Here is a 23,913-nt window from a genome sequence, read left to right on the forward strand (position 1 = left end):
AAAGGCGGTGACAATCTTTCATTCAGGCAATATGCCTGGTGAATGTCTTGTCACCGCCTCTATTCATAATCATTAGATCAGTACATATTTCAACACAAATAATACAGCTAAAATATACATGAGCAGACTTATTTTCTTCTTCTTTGCATTGCCTGTTACAACATTAATAAATACATAAGAGATTACGCCCATAGCGATACCCTCAGAAATGCTGTACATAAACGGCATGGCAATGATAGCAATGTAGCATGGAATGGACTCTGTAAAATCCGTAAAATCGATTTTCGTCACAGATGTCAGCATAAGGAATCCAACAACGATCAGGGCAGGTGCTGTTGCAAATGATGGAATTGCAAGGAAAATCGGTGATAAAAACAGGGATAAACCAAATAATAAAGCTGAAACTACCGCAGTCAATCCGGTTCTTCCGCCTTCTGCCACTCCGGCAGCACTCTCAACGAAGGTAGTCACTGTTGAAGTTCCAAACAATGCACCAACGGAAGTACCTACCGCATCGGAAAGCAGAGCGCCCTGAATGTGAGGAAGCTTTCCGTCTTTATCAAGCATATCTGCCTTTGATGCAACACCAATGAGAGTACCTAAGGTGTCAAAGAGATCTACGAATAAAAACGCAAACATTACCACCAAAAAATCAATGGACAGTGCTCTGGAAAAATCAAGTTTCAAAAATGTGGAAGACATACTTGGAATCCCAAATCCTTTGGAAAAATCAGGGAGTACACTGAACATGCCTACTTCCGGATTTGGCTGGTACAAGCCGGTAACCTGACAGATGATTCCCAACAGCCATGTAATTAAAATCCCCCATAAAATATTACCTTTTACATTCTTCACAACCAGGACTGCTGTAATCAAAGTACCGATGATTGCAAGTAACACGGTGATACCTGTCGTATGAAAGGTACCATCAGCCAGAGACGCTTTAAAAGAGTACATGGTCACAAGGGTAGAACCATCAACCACCACTTTCGCATTCTGAAGACCAATAAATGCTATGAACAGACCAATACCAACCGATACGGCATGCTTTAAATTCATGGGAATCGCATTAAAAATTGCTTCCCGGACGCTGGTAAGAGACAAAATGATAAATATAATTCCCTCAATGAATACAGCAGCCAGAGCCATCTCCCAGGTATAACCCATATTCAGTACAACAGTATAGGCAAAGTAGGCATTAAGACCCATTCCCGGTGCCAGAACAAACGGGTAATTTGCCAGACCTGCCATTAAAAGAGTTGCAACTAAAGATGACAGCGCTGTTGCGGTAAAAACTGCCCCGCTGTCCATTCCTGCTGCTCCAAGAATGCTTGGATTCACGGCCAGAATGTAAGCCATCGTCATAAATGTTGTGATTCCGGCTACCACTTCAGTTTTCACATCTGTGTGATTCTTAGATAAATGAAAAACTTTTTCAAAAAATCCATCATTGGTGTTTCGTTCCATACTTCTACCTCCTTAGGTGCTCTAAAAAATTCGTTTCCCTTCCACATACTTCCCCGCGATGTGTCTGTCATCAGACAGATAGATAAAACGTTCCAGCCTTTCCCTCGTATTAAGGGGCTGGGGATGACTTAAACTGCTGTCATCCAGAATCAGAGCATCAAACTCATAACCTTCCAGAAAGCTGCCTGCTTCACCAAAGAAAGAGCCTCCTCCCATGGTTCCCAGGTAGAATGCCTCCTCAAACGTAATCGGCTTTAATGAGGAATCCACAAGGCGCCACCGAAGCTTTGACACCGATATGGCATCTGCCATGGCACGGAATATGGACTCACTGCTTCCTCCCGCTACATCGGTACCCAGGCCTGTCTTTAATCCCTGGTTCAGATAAGCACGGATTGGCGCAATACCGGACGCAAGGTTGGTGTTGGACTGGGGACAGTGTGCAACATAAACTCCCCGCTTTTTCATCAGTTCAATCTCCTGTTCAGACGAATAGACGCAATGTGCCATCACAGTCTTTTCCTCCCCACCGAACATGCCGAACTGATCATAAGCCTCACCGTAACACCCAGTACTGGGACATAAGCTCTTCACCCATTCAATCTCACTTAAATTCTCTGACAAATGGGACTGAACAGGAAGTCTGTATTTCCTCTTAAGCCTTCCCAGCCGTTCCATGAGATCATCGGTGCAGGATGGAATAAATCTGGGTGTCAGAATAGGAGTTACATTCTTATACTTCTCTCTTGTATGGGAAAGCCATAAAAGAGTCTCCGCTTCTGATGCCTGTGCACTGGGCTCACATAGATAATCCGGCGAATTCCGGTCCATATTGACCTTTCCAACCATGGTCTTTAAACCGGTATCTTCCATGAAATCCATTAACAGTTCAGTCGCCGGTCCATGGATGGTGGCAAAGATACAGGCTCTCGTAGTCCCGCTTTTCTTCATCGTTTCTGCAAATATCTGGTAGGCTTTTTTTGCATATTCCAGATCGCCATATCTGGCTTCCTCCGGAAACGTATTGGTATTCAGCCAGTCTAACAGTTCTAAATCCATGGACAGACCCCGGAATGAATATTGGGGCGCATGGATATGAAGATCAACTAGTCCCGGTATAATCAGCTTATCGCCGCAGTCAATCAGCAAAAAGTCCTGAAACTGTTCCGGTATGCTGTGAAATACTCCGGCTGACTTCCCATTCTGGCATATTAAAAACCCCTGTTCCACCATTCTTAACGTGTGTACATCCTCACTGTAGCAAATGTTTCCTTTTAATATAAAATTTCTATCACCGGTCATAGAACCTCCTGTTCCGCACAAACAAAAATACGGCAGCCAAATTGCAACGTTCCTAAAAACCAAGCAATAAAAAACTACCGTCTCATTCTGTCGCTCCAAACGTGAACACAAATAGCACAGCTAAATAAGCCGCCTTCCCATCACGAGGAAACTTATAGACAACTATTACGGTAGTTGGTAGAAACACTCATCCAATTATGAGCATATATAAGTTTCTTGAATACTGATACTTAACAAATTTTGTGACCTCTGACAGGTTGACTATAACATATTGTAAAACTATTTGTCAATGCCAATTTTGTTTTAAATCATTTGTCTTTAAATGCTGTCTTTTCTATATTAATGCAGCATTTTTCCGACTATTTTCTTCTGCTAATAGTATATCCAGAATTTCAAACTTTAAATGAAATACTCCCCTACAGATTCCCAGGAAAGATCTTTCTTTTCCATCCATTGGCCGATGTTTCCTGCCCAATCAGCCGGCATCGCCCAGGAAAGTCCGCATCCTGCCTTAATCTCTCTTGGTACCGGAATAATTCTTCCCGGAATCTCTTCTTTCATACATGCCGTCTCCATGGCAATCGCTTCCGTTACGGTATGAAATGTCACTACAGTCTTTAACTCTTTCTGCCTCATCCTGTCTCCTGTCAATGGCTGCTCAATTCTCTGACTGCCTTTACTGCCTGATCAATTTCCTCTTCTGTATTGAAGTGAGACATGGAAAACCGTACTGCCCCCTGCTTTTCAGTTCCCAGCGCCTGATGCATGAGAGGAGCACAATGTGCACCTGCCCTTGCATAGATCTCATAAGAAACTGCCAGTTCGTCTGCCACCTCTCCGGAATCGTAATCCCCTATATTTAAAGCGACAACAGGTGCCCGCTTATCAAGGCTCTCTAAGGAAAAATCCCCGTAAACCATGACGCCCGGAATATCCTTTACTCCTTCATAAAACCGTCTCATCAAATACTGTTCCCGCTTACGGATATACTCCATCCCCGTCTGACCGATATAGAGAAGTGCTGCATGAAGCCCTGCTAAGCCATGGCAGTTTAATGTACCTGCTTCCAGACGCTCCGGCATCTGCTCCGGCTGTGTTCGAAGGAAGCTTTGCACTCCGCTTCCGCCTACAACCAGCGGCTGAATGTCAAGCCCTTCCCGTACACAGATTCCTCCCGTTCCCTGAGGGCCCAACAATCCCTTGTGTCCCGTAAAGCAGACAACATCAATTCCCATTTCTTCCATATCAATATCAAATACTCCGGCTGTCTGTGAAGCATCCAACAGGAATAAGATTCCAAGCTTTTTACAGATTCTCCCAATCTTTTCCAGGTCATTGACGTTTCCGGTTAAATTAGAAGCATGGGTACATACTACGGCTCTTGTATTACTCTTATATGCACGCTCAAAATCCTCGTAATTGATACAGCCTTGTTTATCAGCAGGTAAAATGGTAAGCTCCACCCCTTTTTCTTCCATACGGTAAAGAGGACGAAGCACGGAATTGTGTTCCATCATGGTGGTAATCACATGATCTCCCGGACGGAAAATTCCTTCCACTGCCAGGTTCAGACTCTCTGTAGAATTTGCTGTAAATGCCACCTGGCTGGGGCTTTTTACATGAAATAACCGGGATATCAGACTTCGGGTATCATAAATCATCCTGGCTGCATCAAGAGAAGCGCCGTGAATTCCTCTTCCCGGATTCCCCATATGAAGTATGGCGTCGGCTACTGCCTTTCCTACTTCCTCAGGCTTTTGCAGGGAAGTGGCTGCATTATCCAGATAAATCATAAATGGTTCCTCAGTTTTACAGATTTTTCCTGTTTCTTCGTAACTTCACCGATAATCCGGCATGTTGTCTCCATGTCCGCCTGTGCAAAATCATTCATAATCTGCTCTCCGTCTTCCCTCGATACGCTGATCAAAAGTCCTCCCGAAGTCTGGGGATCGCAGAATATATCAATCATACATTCCTCTGTATCTGCGTAGTCCACATGATCACTGGTATAGGTGCGGTTTTTATATGCCCCTTCCGGCACCAGGCCCATTCTTGCAAGCTCAAAGGCCTCCTTTTGTACAGGAAGATCTTTGACGGAAATAACCAGGGTCACCCCGCTGCCTTCCGCCATCTCAACGGCATGCCCAGCCAGTCCAAACCCCGTCACATCGGTGCAGCTGTGTACATCATAACGTTCAATCACCTGCTTCGCCTTACGGTTTAAGGAAGTCATCACCTTTATCACTTCTTCTTTTGCCTCCTGTGAAGCTAAATCAGCCTTTACCGCAGTATTAACAATACCCGTACCAAGAGGTTTTGTAAGAATTAAAATATCTCCCGGCCTGGCTTCGCAGTTTTTAAAAACCTTATCCGGGTGGACAAATCCCGTCACACTAAGCCCATACTTTGGTTCCTCATCCTGAATGGAATGGCCTCCTGCCAGTACAGCACCTGCCTCTAAAACCTTTGACGCACCGCCTTCTAATATCCTCCCCAGAATCTCCGGATTTAAGCAGTTGGGCCACGCCACAATGTTTAAAGCAACTTTGGGTTCACCACCCATGGCATAAATGTCACTGAGGGCATTGGCAGCAGCAATCTGGCCGAATGTATAGGGATCATCAACCACTGGTGTGAAAAAATCCAGGGTCTGAATCAGTGCCAGTTCCTCATTTACCTTATAAATTGCACCATCGTCAGAGGTTTCAATTCCAACCAGAAGACTGGGGTCATGAAACTTGGGTAAATGTTCCAGAATTCCAGCCAGAGTTCCCGGGCCGATCTTCGCGGCACAACCGGCTGTTTTCGTCATCTGGGTTAATCTTACTTCACTGTCAGGTATCATATAGCGCCATCTCCATTCTACTCATTTTGTGGTCAGTTTATTACTACTTCTTTCTTCAGCGCAAAGGAATAGATAATCCTTTCCTTCACCTTTTTGCCTGTAATCTGCTCCAGAGCCCGCCTGTAATATTCCATCTGGATTCCATAACGGTCAGAAAGAACGGATTCCTGCCCTTCTTTCAGAAAATCTGTTTTATAATCCACTAAAACCAGCTGCCCCTCTTCCTCCATATATGCGTCAATGATTCCCTGTATCAGGATACGTTCATCGGAATCTGCCACATCCATCTCCCTGGCCGGTATCCCGATTACAAACTGCTGTTCCCGCTTTAACAGACCTTTCTCCTGAGCTGCTGCCAGACGCTTTCCTAATGGTGATTTTATAAATGCCAGAAGCTGGGAAATGGAAAGCAAAGCAAAGCTTTCTTCACTTAGCCGGCCATCGCTTTTTAGATTCTCCAGTGCCAGAGTTAAGTCCTGTGCCGTTTTCACCTTTGAAAAATCCAGAAGTTCCAGTGCACGGTGATAGGCTGTACCCCGACGGACGCCTCCCGTCTTTTCTTCTTCTATTTCCTCTCTTAAAAAAACAGGAATTGTTGGAAGGAAATCGCTTTCTTCTTCGTCTAAGTATTGCCCCTGCTTTTTCAGTTCTGAAACAGTGAGCTTGGTATGGAGTCTTATGTCCTCTTCGTAAGGATAAAAGTAGGAAAGTGCCTCCTTTAAGCCTGTTTCAAAATCCTGGTCATAGCTTATTTTTGTATCCAGTCTCAGGAAACTTTCTTTCGTCAGTTTCTTGCTTACCTGCCGGTTCATTTCCCCCATAACAAGACCGGAAACAGTCAGCTCCTTCATAATTAAATTCCCTGTATCCTGCCCCTCTTCAGACAAGATACCTGTGGAGGAATATTTACCAGACAGACTCATTAAAAGCCAGTCTAAATAAGAATCCGCACCGGAGAGGAAGGAAAATGGGATCTGGCCCTGAGCTCTCATTACGGTTGCATAACGCTCAAATTTTTTATCCAGATACCGGTCTAACCCAGTCATGATAAGCTTTTCCTTGGCTCTTGTCATGGCAACATAAAGGACTCGAAGCTCTTCTCCAAGCGCGCTTAATTCCGTTTTTCTCTTTAAAACGTGTTTCTTTAAGGTAGGTGCCTTGATCCGTCTTTCCAGATCCATGTAATCGGTACCGATTCCCAGATCAGGATCGATGAGAAGTTTTCCATAAGCATCCTGTTTGTTGAATTTTTTTCCCATTCCCGCCAGAAATACAACTGGGAACTCAAGACCCTTGCTTTTATGAATACTCATGACGCGAACGGTATTCTCTTCTCCCAGAAGGGAGGCTTCCCCAAAATCAGTATCATATTTTTTCAAATTTTCAATATAGCGGATAAAGTGGAATAACCCCCTGTAACTGGTCTGTTCATAGGAAGCCGCCTTTTCCACCAGCATGGCAAGGTTGGCTCTTCGCACCTCTCCTCCAGGCATGGCGGAAACGTAGTCAAAATACCCAGTTTCTTCATATATATCATAAAGCAGCTCATGAATGGACAAATAGGCGGCTTTTTCCCTGTACTGAGAAAGCCCCCGGGTGAATCTTAGCAGCTTCTCATAAAGCTCAGGAGCGCTTTCATCTTCCTTATGTTCATACTCCTTTAAATAGTGCTGCCACGCCCCGTAAATTCCACGGTCCTGCCCCTTCTTTGCAGCATTTTTCCATACAGCCAGCAGATGGGCCATCTCCTGGTCGGTAACTCCTACTATGGGGGATCTAAAGACTGCAGCCAGAGGAATATCCTGCATGGGATTATCAATAATATTCAGCATGGAAAGGACTGTCTCCACTTCTGAAGCGGAAAAATATCCTGTTTTACGCTCTGCATGGGCAGGAATCCCCTCATTCATCAAAATATTGACAAATTCCTCTGCCCAGCCACTTAAGCTTCTTAATAAAATAACAATGTCAGAGTATTGGCAGATCCGGTATCCTCCTGTCTGATTCAGATTTTTATCCCAGACAAGAAGTCCGCTGTCCGGATCTGTCAGCTCCCTGATTTTTGAGGAAATTACCTTTGCTTCTGCTTCCCTGCCAGTATAATCTGCACTATCTTCATCAAGCTGTTTTAACTGTTCCGAAGAACCATGAATCAGAAGCAGCTCCGTCTTCTCTCCTGCACGACCGTCTGTTTCCTGAAAAACAGCCCCAGGGTGAAGTGCCGTCTCCTTTGTATAACGGATATTTCCCAGATTTTTCGTCATAATCTGATAAAATACCTCGTTGATGCTGGTAAGTACTGACTCTCTGCTTCTAAAATTCTGATGCAGCTCAATCTTCTGATAGCTACCTTCTTCACTGGAGTAGCTCTGATACTTGTCTAAAAACAGCTGTGGTCTTGCCAGACGGAACTGATAGATACTCTGCTTCACATCTCCTACCATAAAAACATTGGGACTGCCAAACCGTTCTCTTGAAATACTGTTGATCAGCGCTTCCTGTACCTCATTGCTGTCCTGATATTCATCTACCAGTATTTCCTCAAACTGGCGGCTGAATTCATCTGCAGCTTCTGTGGGAACCCTGATTCCGTCTTCTTCCTTTAACAGAATCTCCAGGGCATAATGTTCCAGATCATTAAAATCCACCAGATTGCGCTCTTTCTTTTTCTCCTGGTATCTGCGGGAATATTCTTCTGCCAGATGAAGAAGCATGAAAACAGCTTCTTTGGTCCCTTCCATATCGGCTCCCACTTCTTCGGGAGATTCAAAGCAGTACAAATCGCAAAGCTTACCAATGCCCTTTTTCACTCTGTCCCTGACTGCAGTGACAGCGGCCTTTTTTTCCTGATCGATGTCCTTGCTTCGTATCGAGGCAAGTCTTACAAAGGCTACCTCTTTCAGCCGGCTGTTTAAGCACTCGTAATCCTCTGCTTTCCCAAGAGATTTAAGCATCGCTGCATCACTTGCCAGCATGGGAAGATATGCCTCAGGACCATTTTCCTCCTGGCAGATCTCCATGGCTGCTTCTGTCTGGATTAACAGTTCCTCAAGCAGCAGAGCGGCGTCCTCCATCAGAAACCTCATCCAGGCGGTATCCTTCATGTGTTTCATATCACAAGCTGTAAGCTCCTGTCTGCAGTTATTAAGCCACTCCTCCGGCCATGGATTACTTTGGGAAAAACGGTATACCTGCATGATAAAATCTTCAATTCCCCGGTCTGTCTTGCCGGAAGCATACGTTTCTACAAAGCATTCAAAGGAAGGATCCTTTGCTTCGTAAAATTCCTCCAGCATCTCCTTCATCACATCTCCCCGGAGAAGAATCAGCTCTCCCTCATCTCCCACACGAAAAGCAGGGTCAATATCTAACCGGCTGTAATGCTCTCTGATGATCCCCAGACAAAAGCTGTCTATGGTAGTAATCTGGGCATAGGGTATCATGGCTGCCTGCATCTGAAGGTGCTCGTTATCCGGCTGCTCCATCAGTTTTTCATCCACCGCCTTTAAGACACGCTCCCGCATCTCATCTGCTGCTGCCTTTGTAAATGTCATAACAAGAAGCTGATCGATTTTAAGGGGATTCTCTCCCTCCGTAATCATACGGATAATGCGTTCCACCAGAACAGCTGTTTTACCGCTGCCGGCTGCTGCCGATACCAGAAGATTTCTGTTTCTGCTTTCAATGACTGCTTTCTGTTCCTCTGTCCAGGTGATTGCCATGTTCTTCTCCTTCCTCTGCTTCTCCTTCGATAACCGGCCATATTTCCTCGGATTTTAAAGCCTTAAATTTCCTGAAACCGTATCCCTGTGTCTTTAAATCAAACCCGCAGACTGCATGGTAGGGGCAGTAATCGCAAGCCGTTTTATTCCCCTGTTTATAGGGATTTACATCAATAACCCCTTCTAAAATCTCCCGGCCTTCCGTCTTCAGTGTTTCCTGAACATACTGCCTCAAGGCTGAAAAACGGTTTCCGCCGGCTACTGATGACCGTGCCTCCTGAATGATTCCATTCTTCATGGCAACCGGTATTACGTCAGATTCTGATTCAATTTCATGATCCAGATGAGCGATTGCATTTAAATCGGTATTAACCAGACCGTTCATACGAAGCTGCTTTAAAATTCTGCCTGATATCTCTTCCTGTGTCATCTCACCATCTTTGTCCACAACCGGATCGTTAATATTATAATAAAAGATTCCGGCAGGAATCACCTGCTTGTCCGGCCTTTTCCGCTCTTCCATCTCCAGAGCCGCATCCATATAGACCACAAGCTGAAGCTGAAGTCCATAATAAAGGGAAGTTAAATCAAATGCTGTACTTCCTGATTTGTAGTCAATAATCTTTACGTAAACTGCCTCTTCATCCTCGCATAAGTCCATGCGGTCAATCCGTCCCCTTAAATGAACGGCCTCATCTCCAGACAATGGCAGTCTCATGGCTTTTAAATGATCGTCTGCAGAAAAGGATACTTCAAATCCGACAGGAGTAAAATCCCCTTTCTTCAGCTGCTCGGACAACGCCCACACCGTTCTGTCTGTGATCCGCTCCACTTTGCCTGCAAGGTATGCATTTCTTGCTGAGCTTTTTAAAACGGTGTTGCCATATTCCTCTGTCACTCTGGTTACACATTCGTGTACCATGGTCTTTCGTTCCTCTTCTGTCAGTGTTTTAAAATCCCTTCCTTCTTCCTTCATCCGCGCAAACCATAAATCAATGGAATCATGAAAGAGATTACCGATATCCATGGCAGCCAGCTCATATTCCTGACGTTCCATCAGTTCCAGACCGTAACTTAAGAAATGGGCATATGCACAAGAAGCATACTGCTCCATTCTGGTCACACTTCCATTAATAACGGAGCCGTAAAGAGCCTTGGCAGCTGCTTTTCCAATGCCTTTTTGCTGATATACATAAAAAGCCGCCTCCACCAGCTGTCTGGCTTCCTCCTTATGATCTGGCGAGGAAAGAAACGCTTTTAACAGTTCCAGAAGCCTTAAATCCCCTCCGTTTTTACCACACTCCCTCATCCCATCTGCCAGCTGGCTCTTTGCTTCACGATAATTTAAAGGAACCCCCGCCTCCCCCGGAGCCTGTTCCTTTAATCCTGGAAACAGCTTCTTTAATTCTCCGATTAAGGTAGAAGGGCGCATGCTCTTCCCGCTTCCGTCCATGGCTGCATAGGATAACACCAGCTCTTTCTCCGGCTTTGTCAGTGCCAGATACAGATAAAATCTCTGACGGAACCCTTCTTCCATGGAGGTGGGAGCCAGTTCTATTTCATGATTGGATAAAAATTCTCTCTCCCTGTCTGTAAATAAGCTGCCTTTCTCTTTTTTTACCGGAACCAGTCCATCGTTAACTCCTACAAAATAAAGAACCTTAATATGATCCAGTCGGGTTCTTGTAATATCTCCCACTACAACCCGGTCCACGGCAGCTGGAATTACGCCAACTTTAATCTCAGCAAAACCGGCATCTAAAATTTCACCGTATTCTCTCCTGCTTACATGTTCGTCTCCTAACAGTCCGGCAAGGCGGTCAAATAAATCCATTACCAGCCCATAAACCTGACCGTATTCCTTGGCAAGTGCGAATTCCCCCATCTCCTGAAACTTTTTCTCAAAACCAATCATCTTTTCTTCAATGCCTGTCTCCATTAAAAGTGCAGTCACAGCCGCAGTCATGGTTTTTACGGTAGAATCTTCTCTTTTAAATTCCTCACGCAGATGATGAAGAGGTTCCATCAATTCCGCTTTAAACTGATTTAATTCCAGAAGATTCAGCTCCCTGGCTCCTTTATACCAGCCCTCAAACTCAGCGTTCCATTTTTTAAATCCTCTGATTCCCATGGCTATGACGTAATTTTCCAGCCTGTCCGCCTGGTCCGTCTGATCCTGTGAAACTACCAGCCCGGTTCTTATGTAGCGAAACACGGATTCATAGGAGAAATCCTTTTGAACAATCTCAATGGCGGCACGAATCAGTTCCACCATGGGATTTTTTAATATGCTCTTCTTATCATCCAGAAAAAATGGCACATGGTTTAACTGAAACTGATGAATCATCTCGTTTGCATAGCTGGATAAGCTTCCGGTTATAACCGCCATATCCCGGTATCGAAGTCCGTTTTTTCTAATGTTTTCTTCCATGGAACGGATTACAAATGCAATCTCTTCCGAGGGATTACGGGTCTGATACAAATGGATGGATTCCGGCTGGCCTATAAAAGATCTTCCTGTATAGCGATAGAGATTCTGTTCCAGAAAATCCAGACTGCAGGGTGAGTGATCTGTGTCTTTCACAAAACGGACTGCGGGATGATCCGTAAGAAGGATGTCCTTTTCACGGCTTATCCCTGTCTCCATGGCAAGATCATTTAGTTTTTTTATCATCTGGCGGCTCATGTAAAACAACTCCTGAACCCCGGTCTTTCTGCTCATGTTCACTGCCGGATCCATGGTCACTGTAATCATTACTTTCTTACTATAACGGAAAAACAATTCCAAAATCCGATACTGGACAGGGGTGAATCCCGTATAACCATCTAATGTGATTACACTGTTTTTGATCAGTTCAGATTTAGGAAGGACTTTGCAGAGAACGTCTAATATCTCCTCTGAAGTAATAAACTTACCTTCAATATAATCTTTAAATCCTTCATAAACGACAGTAATATCCGACAGTTTCTGAGCCAGCACAGGGCTTAAGTTCTCCGGAATCTTCTCCTTTAGCATATCAGGAGTAATTCCATACTGGTAAAGCTCGGAAAGCATGGACTTTAACTGGGATATAAACCCTGCTTTCGACAAATGTTCTTTATAAAATACAAGACTTTTTTTCTTGTCTGCGGCTACCTTTCGAAGCACCATGGATTTCCCCATATCATCAAGAACCTGGGGATTTACAACCGCCAGTTCCTCAAAGATGCGGTAGGCAAGACGTTTAAAGCTGACAATATCAATATTCATCACTCCGAAGCTTGGGTGCAGGGAGACGATCTCCTTCTGGGTCTGCATGGTAAACTGCTCCGGCACGATGGCAAAATACTGGGTATCCGGTTCATTCACCGACTGACGGATCAATTCCGTATAAAGACGGCTGGTTTTGCCGGAACCGGATCCACCCAAAATAAATTGAAGGGACATACTTTTTCTTCCTTTCCCAAAACACACGTTTGTCTATTATCTTAGCACAGATTTCCTGTTACAACAATGAAATCTTAGGAATGAAATCCCCCAATCCGTTCATACATTATAACAAAACTATACGGAGGGCTTCTGTCTTATGAGCTCAAAAACAAAAATTGTTGTTTTACGAATGAAAGAGATCATCTATACTGCGATCTTCGTTGGCCTTGGAATCCTCCTCATTACCCTGTTTCTAGTCATGTTCCGCCCGAAAAAGGATACTGTTCCCACTTCCGGCGATGCTGTGGCTTATGTACCGGGTGTATATTCCTCTGCCATTACGCTGAATAGCCAGGATATCAATGTTGAGGTCACAGTTGATTCAAAGAAAATCACTTCCGTTACACTGGTTCCTTTAAGCGAGGCGGTTACCACCATGTATCCACTGATGCAGCCCGCCATGGATAATTTATCTCCGCAGATTTTAAAGAATCAGTCAACCAAAAACATTTCCTATCCGTCTGAGTCCCGCTACACCTCCAGTGTTCTGTTAAAAGCAGTGGATCAGGCACTTACCAAAGCTCAAAAAACCGACTGAGACAGGGGATTGTGTTTTTTATTACCAGACGGTATAATGAAAAATGACTACATAATTACTTAAACGAGGAAATTTTATGAAAAAGAATACAAGAAATAAAGACGAAGGAACGTCGAATCAGATTACAGAGGGAGTGATATGGAAGCAGCTTCTTCTGTTTTTCTTTCCAATTTTATTCGGAACATTTTTTCAGCAGCTTTATAATACGGCCGATGCAGTCATTGTTGGCCGGTTCGTAGGAAAAGAAGCACTGGCTGCCGTTGGAGGCCCTACTGGAACTCTGATCAATCTGTTTATCGGGTTCTTTATCGGGCTTTCCTCCGGCGCAGGCGTCAGCATATCCCAGTTTTTCGGAGCCGGGCAGAAAAAGCAGCTGAGCGAAGCCGTCCATACAGCCATGGCTTTTTCTGTTGTATGCGGCTTTTTTATTATGATAGCAGGAATTATATTCGCCCCCCTTGCCTTAAAAGCCATGGATACTCCTGATGATATCCTGCCTTATGGGGTTTTATTTATGCGTATTTATTTTTTAGGAACAATTCCTAACCTGATTTACAATATGGGGGCTGGTATTTTAAGGGCGGCCGGTGACTCCAGGCGTCCTCTTTATTTTCTGATTGTCAGCTGCTTTGTTAACATTGTTCTGGATATTATCCTGGTTGTTTTTTGCCATATGGGAGTTGCCGGCGCTGCAATCGCTACCATTACCTCCCAGCTGTTAAGTGCAGTACTCGTAGTGATTATTCTGGTTCGCACCAAAGAGGATTACCGCCTGTCTTTTTCTCAGTTAAAAATACAACGGGACATGCTGGTGCGGATTATCCGGATTGGATTTCCCGCAGGTCTTCAATCCGTAATGTACACGTCATCAAATATAATCATTCAATCCAGTGTAAACACATTGGGAACTGACACCGTGGCTGCCTGGACTGCATATGGCAAGATCGATACACTGTTCTGGATGATGATCAGTGCTTTTGGTATCTCCATAACCACATTTGTGGGACAGAATTACGGTGCAAAGAAATTAGACAGAGTATACAAGGGCATACGAGTCTGCCTTTTTATGTGCTTTGTTTCAGCTATTGCATTAAGCCTCCTGCTTTACACATTCGGAAGTCTGGTATTTCTCCTGTTTACAACTGACGCAGCAGTCATTGACAAGGGTACACAGATTCTCCGGTATCTGGTTCCCACCTTTTTCACTTACGTGTGTGTGGAAATTTACTCCGGATCCCTTCGTGGAACCGGTGACTGCTGGATCCCCATGATTTTAACCAGCCTTGGCGTCTGCGTCCTTAGAATTGTATGGATCTGCATCGCTGTGCCCATTCACCCAGTGATTGAAACCGTAGTATTCTGCTATCCGTTAACCTGGACAACCACATCGGTTCTGTTCCTGATCTATTTCCACTTCTTCAGCAGGTTAAAGAAAAGAAAACCAGTACGCATATAATCAACGAGACTGTTACTGCACATAATATGCAATAACAGTCTCGTCCTTTACTCCATGGGAGCACGGTAAAATCTTCCGTAAAACTGCTGAGTTTTAAACATATTCACTATCACCTGATCATCGACTTCATGAAACAGCGCGATGATATCCTCTACTTCATAAGAGGACACCACTGTGTGGAGGAGATACATCTTCTTCCTGCTGTAGCCTCCCACTGCATCCACACAGGAAATTCCGTGCCGGAAATCTTCCACATACTTTCCCGCCAGCTCCGGTCCTTTTACGGTTGTAATCTGAAGTGTCACACGTTCATACCGGTGATGGAAGGTGGATATGACCTTGGTGGACACAAATTGAAACAGAATGGAATATCCGGCATAATCCCAGCCAAATATAGCTCCGAAAATACAGAGCAGAATTACATTTCCTACAAACACATGGGTCCAGATGGAATTGCCGGTTTTATTGGAAACATAAAGGGCAATGAAATCTGTACCGCCTGTGGATGCATTCCCCCGAAGTGCCAGTACAATGGCAAACCCGTAAAGCACACCGCCATAGATCACATTTAATATACCGTCATCAAAGATGGGCGTAAAATGAAACACTCTTAAAAATGTACTGGCCAGCAGTACCTGCAGCAGGGAAAAAAAAGTAAACCGTCTGCTGATACTTTTACTGCATGCCCATGCAACTGGAATATTGAGTACAATCATGCCCATAGAGGTAGATATATTAAATCCGAACAGTGAGGTAATCCGGTCGATTAAAATAGCAATACCTGTAAATCCTCCCGATAATAATCCAGCAGGCCTGATAAAAGCCTGAATCACATACGTCTGTAATAGCGCTGATCCTATCACTGCCAGTGCGGTCATAATATTACGGACCCGCTTATCTCTCCTCAGTTCTTTCCACATAGTATTCCTCCTTATCACACCTCATATTATATGTAAGATTTTCCTGCCTATCAATGCAAATATAAAAAAATTAGAGGACTGCCCTTCCCCCACAGAAGGCAATCCTCCGTCACGATCTAAAACCGTCACACTATGTAGTTTTGTGCTTTGACATCCCCACATCAAAACACCGCACGCAAGGCACCCCTTGTGCTTCTCACATGGACGATAATACCATCTTTTGGCTCATAAGTCAATATTTTTAGTGTATTTTGCCAAAAATCAACAGGATTCGACCAGATACCACTGCATATTTTCCAATAAAACAGATCAAAAAAATCCTTTCTGACCATGCAGAATTAATAAAACATATTTTTCATGAAAATGCACATACTTTCCATAACCAATGCAAGGAGATTATACCATGGAATTTACGACGAAACTTTCTGATACTATGAATTATTTAGATAAAAAGCTGGATGTGGTGGGAAACTTTGATCTGGTTTACCGAACGTTCTATGTGGCCGGCAAAGAAGCGTGTATTTATTATATTGAAGGCTTCACAAAAGGAGAGGTCTGGCAAAAATTAATGGAGGACTTTGCTTCCATTAAACCAGAAGACATGCCTCCTGATGCTCATGAATTTTCTAAAAAATATCTGCCATACAGTCAGGTAGGACTGGTGAAAGAGGAAGAAGCAATGATTAAGCAGCTTCTTGCCGGAATCTCCTGCCTGTTTATTGACGGATATGACAAATGCTTTACTCTGGACTGCAGAAGCTATCCTGTAAGAAGTGTATCAGAGCCGGAGAAAGATAAAGTTCTGCGGGGTTCCAGAGACGGATTTGTTGAAACTCTTACGTTTAACACCGCTTTGATCCGCAGAAGAATCCGGGATCCCAAATTAACGATGGAAATCATGAATACAGGTGAAAGCTCCCATACAGACATTGCCGTATGTTATTTTAAAGGCCGGGTGGATGAAAAGCTTCTTGCCACCATAAAGGAAAGGATCACTAAACTCCATGTGGATGCTCTGACCATGAACCAGGAAAGTCTGGCAGAATGTATCTATCCCTACAAATGGTTCAACCCTTTTCCAAAATTCAGATATTCGGAACGTCCGGATACTGCTGCTGCCTCCCTGCTGGAGGGAAATATAATTATTCTGGTTGATAACTCTCCTTCCGCCATGATTCTTCCCTCATCTGTTTTTGATATCATAGAGGAGGCCGATGATTATTATTTTCCTCCCATTACCGGAACTTACCTGCGGCTGTCACGGCTTGTTATATCCATTCTCACGTTGTATTTAACGCCCCTTTGGCTGCTGTTTATGCAAAATCCGGAAATGATACCCAATTGGCTGCGCTTCATCCGTTTATCGGAACAACCTCAGGTCCCTCTTTTTTTTCAGCTTATGATTCTGGAATTTTCCATTGACGGACTGCGGCTGGCTGCTGTGAATACCCCCAGCATGCTGACCACTCCCTTAAGTGTGATCGCCGGTATTGTAATGGGCGAATACTCTGTTAAATCAGGGTGGTTTAACAGTGAAACCATGTTATATATGGCTTTTGTAACTGTGGCAAACTATTCCCAGTCAAGCTTTGAACTGGGCTACGCATTTAAGTTTATCCGAATGATGCTCTTAGTTTTAATCGCTCTTTTTAATGTGTGGGGCTTCATCATAGGCTTTATTTTGTCTATATGTGCTGTTGTATTTAATAAAACCATTGCAGGTAAGAGCTATATTTATCCCCTGATTCCCCTTCATCTCAAAGAGCTGAAAAAAAGGTTATTCCGGGGACGCCTTCCTCATAAAGAAAAGCAGAGTTAAAAAAAGCAGGCGGAACATGAATTCCGCCTGCTTTGTATTATTCGTCAATGCTGTAGTTTGGTGCTTCTTTTGTAATATGAATGTCATGAGGATGACTTTCCTTTAAGGAAGCAGCTGAGATCTTAACAAATCTGCCTGTTTCCTGAAGGGTTTTAATATCCTTTGCTCCACAGTATCCCATACCGGAACGGAGACCGCCAAGCATCTGGAATACCGTATCCTCTACCATACCTTTATATGCGACCCGGCCTTCCACGCCTTCTGGAACCAGCTTTTTCGCATCTGTCTGGAAATAACGGTCCTTGCTTCCGTTCTCCATGGCAGCGATAGAGCCCATACCACGGTATACCTTATACTTTCTTCCCTGATACAGTTCGAATGTTCCCGGGCTTTCATCACAGCCAGCAAACATGCTTCCCATCATACAAACGCTTCCGCCTGCTGCAATGGCCTTTGTTAAGTCTCCTGAGTATTTGATTCCTCCGTCTGCAATGATAGGAACCCCATGTTCCTTTGCTACGCTGTAGCAGTCCATAACTGCTGAAATCTGAGGCACACCGATTCCTGCAACCACACGGGTGGTACAGATGGAACCAGGTCCGATTCCTACCTTAACTGCATCAACTCCTGCTTCAATAAGAGCCTTAGTCGCTTCGCCAGTCGCTACATTACCGGCAATGACGGAAAGGGCTGGATAGGCTTCCTTGATCATTCTGACACAGTTGATTACATTCTCTGAATGTCCGTGGGCAGAGTCAAGAACCACAGCATCTACCTTGGCTTCCACAAGGGCTGCCACACGATCCAGAACGTTGGCGGTAATTCCAACAGCTGCTCCGCATAAAAGCCTTCCCTGTCCATCTTTTGCAGACAATGGATATTTGATCTGCTTTTCGATATCTTTGATGGTAATAAGACCTTTTAAGTTAAATTCTTCATCAACGATGGGCAGCTTCTCAACTCTTGCCTTTGCAAGAATCTTCTTCGCTTCCATAAGAGTAATTCCTTCTCTTGCTGTCACCAGATTCTCAGAAGTCATGCTTTCTTTGATTTGTCTGCTGTAGTCCTCTTCAAACTTTAAATCACGGTTTGTGATAATACCGACTAATTTTTTGCCCTCTGTGATCGGTACGCCGGAAATACGGAACTTGGCCATCAGCTCGTCCGCATCTTTTAATGTATGTTCCGGGGAAAGATAGAATGGATCCGTTATGACGCCGTTTTCTGACCTCTTAACCTTATCAACCTCTTCTGCCTGCTCTTCAATCGACATGTTCTTGTGAATAATGCCGATTCCACCCTGTCTTGCCATGGCAATTGCCATGCGGTGTTCGGTAACGGTGTCCATTCCTGCACTCATAAGTGGAATGTTCAGCTTGATGGTTTTTGTAAGGTTGGTCGACAAATCAACCTGATTGGGTATTACGTTTGAATAAGCTGGAACTAACAGCACATCATCAAATGTAATGCCTTCGCCAATAATTGTACCCATTATTTTCCTCTCCTTCGCTTAATTTTATACTTTTTAAAATAAACATTTTTGCTTATTAGTTAAATAGTTTAGCAAACTTTGCTTTGGTTGTCAACGGACATTTTCCTGTTTTTTTCCGCCCTCTGTGGACAGTAAAATGAACATTTCTAATAAATAATTACTTAACCAGGTCCACCCCTGGGGCTTTAAGCCTGGCAGTTTTCAGACGCATAAAAAAAGACCGCAGGAATTCACTTCTTCTGATTAAAGCAATGAATTCTGTACGATCTTTTATTCACCGGCAGCCTGGGATCATCCTCTCCAGTACAGCATCACGGCGCCGAAGGGGCTTAGCATCACACTGTCCTCATGGATTTTTACATTATCATAATTAGACAGTAATACATCCCAGTCATCCAGTACCTCTTTCTGCTTCACTGTCTGCTCCTGCCCGGTGAAGTTGGCAAATACCAGCAGCTTTTCTTCATACAAGGCCCTTTTATAGGACATGATACCCTGATTATCCACAAATACCGGTTCATAGCTCCCGTCGCTGATGATATCATACTGCTTTCTTAATTCCACCAGCTTCTGATAATAGGTAAAGATGGAATCGGGATCAGCAAGGCTTTCTTTTACATTAATCTCCCTGCAGTTTTTATTGACAGTCAGCCACGGCGTTCCGGAAGTAAATCCGCCATTTTCCTCTCCGTCCCACTGCATAGGGGTCCTGGCATTGTCCCTGGATCGTTCCTTAAGTATCCGGTAGATATCCTCTTCCTTCTGCCCCTGCTCCTTTAAAATATCAAAATAGTTCAGACTTTCCACATCCCGGTACTGGGAAATATCTGTGAAACAGGCATTGGTCATACCAATTTCCTCTCCCTGGTAGATAAAGGGCGTTCCTCTCATCCCGTGAATCACTGTAGCCAGCATCTTGGCGGACTGCTTCCTGTAGGTTCCGTCGTCACCGAAACGGGATACGGCTCTGGGCTGATCATGGTTGCACCAGAATACTGCATTCCACCCGTTTCCCCCGGCGATTCCCTCCTGCCATGTGTGGAAGATCTTTTTCAGCCGCCCAAAATCATAGGGCATTAAGGACCATTTATCCCCGTCCTTATAATCAACTTTCAAGTGATGGAAGTTAAAGCACATCTTCAACTGCTTTTCCTCCGGGTTTGTATAACGAATACAATGGTCTATGGTGGTGGAAGACATTTCCCCTACTGTGACCACATCTTCCCCATCAAGCCCTGTATCCTCCACGATTTCCCGCAGCAACTCATGAATCCGGGGACCATCCGTGTAGAAACGGCGTCCATCCCCCTCCTCGTCATCTTCAAAAACAGTTGGCTTGGAAACCAGATTGATGACATCGAACCGGAATCCCCGGATTCCTTTCTCTTTCCAGAAACGAATTACATGTTTTATTTCTTCCCGTACGTCCCGGTTCTCCCAGTTTAAATCCGCCTGGGTCACATCATATAAGTGCAGATAATACTTTCCAAGCTCTTTTACGTACTCCCATGCATTTCCCCCGAATTTGGACTGCCAGTTGGTGGGCGGACTGCCCGCCGTTCCATCCTGAAAGAAATAGTAATCCTGATATTTCTTCTCCCCGGCAAGAGCCCTCTGAAACCACTCATGTCTCGTAGAAGTGTGGTTAAAAACCATGTCAAGCATGAGCCTCATGTCCCGGTCTTTTGCCTCGGATATCAGGCGATCTAAATCCTCCATGGTTCCAAATAAGGGATCGATCCGGCAGTAATCCTCAATATCATAGCCGTTATCATTCTGAGGCGACAGGAAAAATGGAGTGAGCCAGAGGTAATCCACACCCAGCTTTTTTAGATAATCCAGCTTTTCGATAATGCCCTTTAAATCACCGATTCCGTCTCCATCTGTATCCATAAAGGATTTTGGATAAATCTGATAAACACATGATTTTTTAAAATTCTGCATTTACTAAATTCCTTTCTTTTTGCCCACAACAACAGTCAGACCAAAAGGTACTGCAATAGCAATCAGCATGCAGATGGCAAAGATTCCCATATACTGAGGCTGTATGGACAGAATTCCTGGAATACCGCCAACTCCGATGGAATTGGCCATAACATTCATTCCAACGGAAACGGTCGCTGCAATGGCAGAACCGATCATCGCAGAAAGGAAAGGGAAGCCTCTCTTTAAGTTCACGCCGAACATAGCTGGTTCCGTAACCCCTAAATAACAGGAGATACAGGCTGGAATGGAAATCTGCTTTGATTCCTCATCCTTTTTCTGTAAATAGATCATACCCAGTACTGCGGAGCCCTGTGCAATGTTGGACAAAGCAATCATTGGCCACAGCATGGTTCCGCCGAACTCCGCCATGAGCTGGAGATCGATGGCATTGGTCATATGGTGCAGTCCTGTAATAACAAGGGGCGCATATACAAAGCCGAATAAGGTGGCAAACAGCCAGCGTAAGTTAGAAGTAAGACCTGCATAAACCACCTTTGATATAGCGGAGCCAATGGCCCATCCGATGGGTCCAACTACTGCATGGGCGGCAATCACTGCCAGAAGCAGGGAACAGAAAGGAACTACAATCATGGAAATAGCCTGAGGAGTGATCTTCTTAAAGAACCTCTCCAGATAAACCAGTACAAAGCCTGCTAAAATAGCCGGAATAACCTGTGCCTGATAACCAATCATTCTCATCTTTACAAAACCAAAATCCCAGACCGGTATCTCTACGCCCGGCGCCATGGCATAGGCGTTTAAAAGCTGGGGAGACACTAAGGTCAGACCCAGCACAATTCCCAGGATCTGGGTAGTTCCCATCTTTCTCGTTACAGACCATGTGATCCCCACCGGGAGGAAATGGAAAATAGCCTCGCCTAAGAGCCAGAGAAAGCTGTAAACGCCGGACCAGAACTGGGAAACCGCCACCAAAGTCTCTGTCCCGCCGTTCATGAATTTAATTTCACCGATAATATTCCGAAAGCCCAGGATGAGACCGCCTACGATAATGGCGGGAATCAGGGGAGCGAATATTTCCGCTATATCTGCAACCGCTCTCTGCAGCGGGTTCATGTTGCCCTTCGCTTCCTTTTTCACTTCGTCCTTTGATACGCCTTCTATTCCTGAAATTGCTGCAAATTCATTGTAAAAAGTCTGTACGTCGTTTCCAATGATAACCTGAAACTGTCCAGCCTGTGTAAAGGTACCCTTAACGCTTTTCAATGCTTCGATCTTCTGCGTATCAGCCTTTGACGGATCTGACAGCACAAAACGCATTCTGGTCATACAGTGAGTCACAGCCCCTATATTCCCCTTACCTCCGACGAGGTCCAAAAGCTGCCTGGAATCATCTTCATATTTCCCCATATCCATACTCCTTTTCCATATGTTTTTAAAATAGTTGCAACTTATATGTTATTATTGTGTTTTGAATATAACATATACGTATATCTTTGTCAACATATATGAAGAAATATATTTCTGTCTCTTGACATAACCTTTTACAGCTTCCTTCTGGCGAAATCCACAAACTTAAACTTGTCCGGCCTGTGGCGGGATTCTGTAAATTGAAACAGGGTGGAATCCTCCAGATAAGTATAACTCTTCACCACCACGATCATGTCGTAGCTTCCCATATCCAGCAGGCGGTAATCCTCATCTGTAGCCATATGAACCGTGATTTCTTTCATGGCAAATCCGATTTTCAGGCCCAGCTCCTTTTCCAGATATTCGTAAACAGAATCCTGAGCCGCGCGGAGAGGCAGATTTTCCACCACCTTCCGTGAAAAATAATCCTTGTCAATGATGATCTTCTCTCCTTCGATCTCCCTGACCCGCTCAAGAGAAAATGCCTCATCCTCCGCTCCGATCTGCAGGGCAGCCATCAGCTTTTTATCTCCCTTTATGATTTCTAAATTTTCCACAATCGTATTGGGCTTAGAATCAGAAAAACGGTAGATTTCCTTAAAGCTTGCAATTTCTGATACAGGAAAATTAAACTTATTCTTGTCCAGAACCTCCGCCGCCTTTCCTCTGGCTTTTTGGATATAACCGTCCTGAACCAGAAGTTCCAGAGCCTTGCGCACCGTATCCCTGGAAGCACCGTAAGCCTCCATCAGCTCTCCCTCCGCCGGAAGCTTATCTCCTGGCTCATATTCCCGCCTGTCAATCTTATCTAAAAGCAGCTTATAAAGATGCCTGTATTTACTTTCCATAATTGTTTAACCTCCATATACCGGGTTCATTTTTATATTTCTGATAAGTATTGATATTATTGTAACATATACGTATATGTCAGTCAAATAAAACAAACTACAAAGTAAGGACTATCCCATAATGCAAAAAAAGAATCAGGCGGTCTGTTAAACCGTCTGATTCCCGTTATTACATCTGAGTTACAACTTTGCGTGGTGCAGTCATCTTCATACAGCGGAGCAGCTTGTCGTTTGGTTCAAAAATAATCTTCGTCCGTTCTGAACCAGACTGGCTAATCAGTGTATAAGTCTTAGCATCAGGTATTTTAGAAGAAAAATCCAGTACTTTCATGTTGCCTGATTCATGATCTCTGGCTTCTGTAGAACCGGTAGGTGCTACAATCTGAATTTCCTCCATCGATCCTTCCCAGCCTTTCTTACGCTTGCTTTTGCCGTAAATTCTGTCTATGGACAAGGTATTGGTCACGAACAGATACTCATATTCCACATCACTGTTTCGGAATACGACGTAGGTTGCCGCTCCGGCAGCAAACAAAATAATTACTCCAAAGATACCGAAAACCGGAGAGATGGACAGGAAAAATGCAATGACACATAGAATTCCCATCACAATTTTCAGTAACATGGTATAAGCTGGAGACTTCCGCTTTACAAGCCATTCTGCATACATTTCATTCATAA

The 23,913-nt window shown here is 44.3% G+C and carries 16 protein-coding genes and 1 riboswitch; of the genes, 3 read left to right on the top strand and 13 right to left on the bottom strand.

All coding sequences use genetic code 11. From position 1 onward, the window contains the following. Positions 1-72: 72 nt before the first annotated feature. The 7 genes from BXY41_RS09085 to addB form a co-directional block, all read right to left on the bottom strand. A complete protein-coding gene (locus tag BXY41_RS09085; RefSeq protein ID WP_104436507.1) occupies positions 73-1,467 on the bottom strand; it encodes an NCS2 family permease in 1,395 nt (464 codons plus the stop codon). A 21-nt stretch (positions 1,468-1,488) separates the two neighbouring features. After that, positions 1,489-2,769: an amidohydrolase family protein gene (locus BXY41_RS09090; RefSeq protein WP_104436508.1), complete on the bottom strand. Its 1,281-nt coding sequence runs from the start codon at positions 2,767-2,769 to the stop codon at positions 1,489-1,491. 135 nt (positions 2,770-2,904) lie between these two features. Continuing rightward, a riboswitch (purine riboswitch) is annotated at positions 2,905-3,000 on the bottom strand. Between the two features lie 168 nt (positions 3,001-3,168). Next, entirely contained in the window at positions 3,169-3,405 is a 237-nt protein-coding gene (locus BXY41_RS09095; protein ID WP_104436509.1) for a putative Se/S carrier protein, read from the bottom strand. 11 nt (positions 3,406-3,416) lie between these two features. Next, positions 3,417-4,562, bottom strand: coding sequence for an aminotransferase class V-fold PLP-dependent enzyme (locus BXY41_RS09100; protein WP_104436510.1), 1,146 nt, complete (start codon positions 4,560-4,562; stop codon positions 3,417-3,419). Further along, the gene (gene selD, locus BXY41_RS09105; RefSeq protein WP_104436511.1) at positions 4,559-5,614 is read right to left on the bottom strand and encodes a selenide, water dikinase SelD; all 1,056 of its coding nucleotides are present in this window, start codon (positions 5,612-5,614) and stop codon (positions 4,559-4,561) included. The genes BXY41_RS09100 and selD overlap by 4 nt, the downstream gene beginning before the upstream one ends. A 32-nt stretch (positions 5,615-5,646) precedes the next feature. Further along, positions 5,647-9,336, bottom strand: a complete 3,690-nt coding sequence (gene addA, locus BXY41_RS09110) for a helicase-exonuclease AddAB subunit AddA (RefSeq protein WP_104436512.1) — start codon at positions 9,334-9,336, stop codon at positions 5,647-5,649. Continuing rightward, positions 9,296-12,763, bottom strand: a complete 3,468-nt coding sequence (addB, locus tag BXY41_RS09115; protein WP_104436513.1) for a helicase-exonuclease AddAB subunit AddB — start codon at positions 12,761-12,763, stop codon at positions 9,296-9,298. Before addB ends, addA begins: the two co-directional genes overlap by 41 nt. A 139-nt stretch (positions 12,764-12,902) precedes the next feature. Here addB and BXY41_RS09120 point away from each other — a divergent pair, with 139 nt between their 5' ends. Further along, a complete protein-coding gene (locus BXY41_RS09120; protein WP_104436514.1) occupies positions 12,903-13,343 on the top strand; it encodes an FMN-binding protein in 441 nt (146 codons plus the stop codon). A 76-nt stretch (positions 13,344-13,419) separates the two neighbouring features. Continuing rightward, the gene (locus tag BXY41_RS09125) at positions 13,420-14,799 is read left to right on the top strand and encodes an MATE family efflux transporter (RefSeq protein WP_104436515.1); all 1,380 of its coding nucleotides are present in this window, start codon (positions 13,420-13,422) and stop codon (positions 14,797-14,799) included. A gap of 47 nt (positions 14,800-14,846) precedes the next feature. Here the strand turns inward: BXY41_RS09125 and BXY41_RS09130 are convergent, their stop codons facing one another. Next, positions 14,847-15,719: a YitT family protein gene (locus BXY41_RS09130; protein ID WP_104436516.1), complete on the bottom strand. Its 873-nt coding sequence runs from the start codon at positions 15,717-15,719 to the stop codon at positions 14,847-14,849. A gap of 403 nt (positions 15,720-16,122) precedes the next feature. Here BXY41_RS09130 and BXY41_RS09135 point away from each other — a divergent pair, with 403 nt between their 5' ends. Continuing rightward, positions 16,123-17,538: a spore germination protein gene (locus BXY41_RS09135; protein WP_104436517.1), complete on the top strand. Its 1,416-nt coding sequence runs from the start codon at positions 16,123-16,125 to the stop codon at positions 17,536-17,538. Between the two features lie 37 nt (positions 17,539-17,575). On the opposite strand, the gene guaB is transcribed toward BXY41_RS09135, so the two are convergent. From guaB to BXY41_RS09160, 5 genes are all read right to left on the bottom strand, one after another. After that, positions 17,576-19,030: an IMP dehydrogenase gene (gene guaB / locus BXY41_RS09140; RefSeq protein ID WP_104436518.1), complete on the bottom strand. Its 1,455-nt coding sequence runs from the start codon at positions 19,028-19,030 to the stop codon at positions 17,576-17,578. Between the two features lie 291 nt (positions 19,031-19,321). Beyond that, positions 19,322-20,974, bottom strand: a complete 1,653-nt coding sequence (gene treC / locus BXY41_RS09145) for an alpha,alpha-phosphotrehalase (RefSeq protein WP_104436519.1) — start codon at positions 20,972-20,974, stop codon at positions 19,322-19,324. Positions 20,975-20,977: 3 nt separating this feature from the next. Then, positions 20,978-22,384 (bottom strand): PTS system trehalose-specific EIIBC component, encoded by a 1,407-nt coding sequence (treP, locus tag BXY41_RS09150; protein WP_104436520.1) that lies wholly within the window; start codon positions 22,382-22,384, stop codon positions 20,978-20,980. 134 nt (positions 22,385-22,518) lie between these two features. After that, the gene (gene treR / locus BXY41_RS09155; RefSeq protein ID WP_104436521.1) at positions 22,519-23,232 is read right to left on the bottom strand and encodes a trehalose operon repressor; all 714 of its coding nucleotides are present in this window, start codon (positions 23,230-23,232) and stop codon (positions 22,519-22,521) included. Positions 23,233-23,401: 169 nt separating this feature from the next. Further along, entirely contained in the window at positions 23,402-23,911 is a 510-nt protein-coding gene (locus BXY41_RS09160) for a DUF6106 family protein (protein WP_104436522.1), read from the bottom strand. Positions 23,912-23,913 lie beyond the last annotated feature (2 nt).

The organism is Lacrimispora xylanisolvens (assembly GCF_002934545.1).
GTDB classification, from domain to species: Bacteria; Bacillota; Clostridia; order Lachnospirales; family Lachnospiraceae; genus Lacrimispora; species Lacrimispora xylanisolvens.

Coding starts and splice junctions, on each gene's coding strand:
- BXY41_RS09085 (WP_104436507.1), bottom strand. CDS start 1,467: ATGGAACGAAACACCAATGATGGATTTTTTGAAAAAGTTTTTCATTTA.
- BXY41_RS09090 (WP_104436508.1), bottom strand. CDS start 2,769: ATGACCGGTGATAGAAATTTTATATTAAAAGGAAACATTTGCTACAGT.
- BXY41_RS09095 (WP_104436509.1), bottom strand. CDS start 3,405: ATGAGGCAGAAAGAGTTAAAGACTGTAGTGACATTTCATACCGTAACG.
- BXY41_RS09100 (WP_104436510.1), bottom strand. CDS start 4,562: ATGATTTATCTGGATAATGCAGCCACTTCCCTGCAAAAGCCTGAGGAA.
- selD (WP_104436511.1), bottom strand. CDS start 5,614: ATGATACCTGACAGTGAAGTAAGATTAACCCAGATGACGAAAACAGCC.
- addA (WP_104436512.1), bottom strand. CDS start 9,336: ATGGCAATCACCTGGACAGAGGAACAGAAAGCAGTCATTGAAAGCAGA.
- addB (WP_104436513.1), bottom strand. CDS start 12,763: ATGTCCCTTCAATTTATTTTGGGTGGATCCGGTTCCGGCAAAACCAGC.
- BXY41_RS09120 (WP_104436514.1), top strand. CDS start 12,903: ATGAGCTCAAAAACAAAAATTGTTGTTTTACGAATGAAAGAGATCATC.
- BXY41_RS09125 (WP_104436515.1), top strand. CDS start 13,420: ATGAAAAAGAATACAAGAAATAAAGACGAAGGAACGTCGAATCAGATT.
- BXY41_RS09130 (WP_104436516.1), bottom strand. CDS start 15,719: ATGTGGAAAGAACTGAGGAGAGATAAGCGGGTCCGTAATATTATGACC.
- BXY41_RS09135 (WP_104436517.1), top strand. CDS start 16,123: ATGGAATTTACGACGAAACTTTCTGATACTATGAATTATTTAGATAAA.
- guaB (WP_104436518.1), bottom strand. CDS start 19,030: ATGGGTACAATTATTGGCGAAGGCATTACATTTGATGATGTGCTGTTA.
- treC (WP_104436519.1), bottom strand. CDS start 20,974: ATGCAGAATTTTAAAAAATCATGTGTTTATCAGATTTATCCAAAATCC.
- treP (WP_104436520.1), bottom strand. CDS start 22,384: ATGGGGAAATATGAAGATGATTCCAGGCAGCTTTTGGACCTCGTCGGA.
- treR (WP_104436521.1), bottom strand. CDS start 23,232: ATGGAAAGTAAATACAGGCATCTTTATAAGCTGCTTTTAGATAAGATT.
- BXY41_RS09160 (WP_104436522.1), bottom strand. CDS start 23,911: ATGAATGAAATGTATGCAGAATGGCTTGTAAAGCGGAAGTCTCCAGCT.